Origin of the sequence: Halomonas sp., from assembly GCF_041689495.1 — a bacterium.
In the GTDB taxonomy this organism is placed as follows: domain Bacteria; phylum Pseudomonadota; class Gammaproteobacteria; order Pseudomonadales; family Halomonadaceae; genus Halomonas.
In genome coordinates, this window is the sequence record NZ_JBDNGD010000263.1 from 1 (window position 1) to 2,668 (window position 2,668).

Consider the following 2,668-nt stretch of genomic DNA (forward strand, 5'->3'; position numbering starts at 1 on the left):
ATGTGGCACTGCAGGAGCCAGCGTTCCTAGCGCAGGTCCAGCGGGTGCTGGCCATTCCCATGAAGCGCTTCGAGCGACCGCTGGTCGGCTTCCTGTCGCGTGAAGAGATGGAAGCCATCCTCGCGGCACCGGATGCCGCCACCTGGACAGGTCAACGGGATCGCCTGCTGATCCTGTTGCTCTACAACACCGGTGCACGCGTCTCTGAGCTCATAGGTATCCGCCGCGGCGATGTCGATACGCAGCACGCACAGGCCGTCCAGCTGCACGGAAAATGGCGCAAGGAGCGGGTGGTGCCGCTGTGGAGGCACACGGCGCGGAGGTTGGATGAATGGATGGTCACGCTCTCGACCGACACAACGCAGCCGATACTGCTGAACCGTGGCGGTCGGGCCATGAGTCGCTCCGGCGTCGAGCAGTGCTTGCAGCTGGCGGTATCACAGGCCGCCGCACACTACCTCTCATTGAAAGATCGTAGGGTGTCACCGCATATGATTCGGCACACCACCGCCATGCACCTACTGCAATCGGGTGTTGACCTGGCGGTGATTGCCCTGTGGTTAGGCCATGAGCAGGTGGCGACAACACATCAGTACTTGGAGGCTGATCTGGACATGAAGGAGCGTGCACTGGCGAGCCTGCAGCCACCGGAAACGGCGACACCACGCTTCGTACCAAAGCCAGACGTGCTGGCCTTCCTCGACAGCTTGTGATAATGCGCAGTCTTTTGAGTTGTTGTGAGAAAACCACGGTCCGGATGCCGGCACGTGAGGGGCGTTGGCGCTGGATCGTGGTCGGGGCTATGCGGGCAACTACGCATAATCCCGAACTTGGCATAATTGCGGCCCACCACGAAGGGGCGGATGGCGTTCTCGGCCGGGTTGTTGTCCAGCGGAATCAGGCCGTCGTCGAGGAAGCGTGTCAGGCGTTCCCACTGTCCGGCCAGGTAGTGCAGCGCCTTGCCCAGTGCACTCTTCGGCAGGACTTGGTTGACCGACTTGTCGAGCCAGGTGCGCAGCTGAGTGATGAGCAGGCGGCTCTTCTGGTCACGCCATGTCTGGCGCGCCTCGGGATCCAGCGCCTTGGTCTGTTTCTCTACGGCATAGAGCTTGCGGATCTGGTTGAGTGCCCAGTCGGCCTTGCCGGTCTTGCCCTTGGGTTGGACCTTCTGGGCCTCGACGAACTTGCGCCGCGCGTGCGCCCAGCAGCCGGCGTGAGTGATGCCGTTACGGCGCACGACCGCGGCATAGCCTTCGTAGCCATCGGTGACCAGGCGACCGGCATAGTCGCCCAGCAGGCGCACGGGCACCCGACCGGCTCGGCTGGCGTCATAGTCGAACAGCACCACCTGTTGCCCGGGTGGCCCGCCGCGTTGTAGCCACATGTAGGACCTTGAGCTTGCGGGTCGATCGGTTTCGGCGTTGACCTGTAGCGTGGTCTCATCCATGTGGATCAGCGGGGCCTGCAGCAGGTGCTGACGCAAGGCCTCGACCAATGGCATCAGCCGTTCACCGACCTGGACCATCCAGCGCGCCAGGGTGTTACGTGGGATCTCGGCGCCGTGCCGGGCAAAGATCTGGCTCTGCCGATAGAGCGGCAAGGCATCCTGGTACTTGGCCGTGGCGATATACGCCAGCAAGGTAGCGCTGGCATTGCTCTTGGGCAGCAATTTGGCCGGCGCCGGGGCGATCTGGACGCCCGCTTCGCAGGCCGGGCAGGCATACTTGCGACGCACGTGGCGGATCACCTCGATCCGTGCCGGCACCACATGCAGTTCCTCACTGACCGCCTCGCCAATGACCTTGAGTTCGGTGCCATCCTCGGCGCAGCGGCGGGTGCCCTCGGGCAGCTCATGGACGACCTCGACGCGCGGCAGCTCGGGCGGCAAGGCAACCCGACCACCACGGGTGCGGCGAGATACATGCGCACGGATTGATCCGTGTCCGGCGATACAGCGATATTCCAACGGACGGTGTTCATGGCGCTATTCGGTGTTTACGTGTATCGGTGTTTATACATTCAACGGCGCTTTCCTGCAACAAGCAATAGAACACGTCGTCGTGTCATCGGGCACCGTCTCCTAAACCATCGAATGTCAGCAAAGGTCTGGAGTCCCTGGGTATGGAGTTTCACGGCCATTCTCTGCTAATCCCAAACTCCGGGCCGCCTTAATGCTACGGATTGACGTAAAGCGCCCGGGTGCCTACGGTAGGTCGTGACCATTTGCATAGATCGCGGCAAGGGATCCGGCCAGGATCGCCCCGCGACGGGACATTTCGTGTATGACACAAGCAGATACAGATAATGTGATGTTCAAGCGCACCCAGGAATTCGGCGAGGAGCCGACCGAAGTGCGCGATACCGACCACTACCAGCACGAGTATGTCCACGATTTCGTGGAACGCTGGGACGAATACATCGACTGGGACGGCCGTGCCGCCAGCGAGGGCAGTTTCTTCATCGACCTGCTGAAGAAACACGGCTGCCACTCGGTTATCGATGCAGCCACCGGCACCGGATTTCATTCGGTGCAACTGCTCAAGGCCGGGTTTGAGGTCGCCAGCCTCGACGGCAGCCCGCAGATGCTGGCCAAGGCCTTCAATAACGCCCGCGATCATGGCTTGATCCTGTCCACCGTGCACAGCGACTGGCGCTGGATGTCGCGCGA

Annotated in this window: 2 protein-coding genes and 1 pseudogene; 2 read left to right on the forward strand and 1 reads right to left on the reverse strand. The window is 62.0% G+C overall.

Annotated elements, in window-relative coordinates:
* The coding region (locus ACESMD_RS09185; RefSeq protein ID WP_372612457.1) for a tyrosine-type recombinase/integrase at positions 1 to 713 on the forward strand (713 nt) is incomplete at its 5' end.
* 86 nt (positions 714 to 799) lie between these two features.
* Here ACESMD_RS09185 and ACESMD_RS09190 read toward each other — a convergent pair.
* A pseudogene (locus ACESMD_RS09190) lies at positions 800 to 1,948 on the reverse strand (IS66 family transposase); the annotation flags it as partial.
* A gap of 334 nt (positions 1,949 to 2,282) precedes the next feature.
* Between ACESMD_RS09190 and ACESMD_RS09195 the strand changes: the two are divergent.
* Positions 2,283 to 2,668, forward strand: a 386-nt coding sequence (locus tag ACESMD_RS09195; RefSeq protein ID WP_372612459.1) for a class I SAM-dependent methyltransferase, incomplete at its 3' end; no start/stop codon positions are given.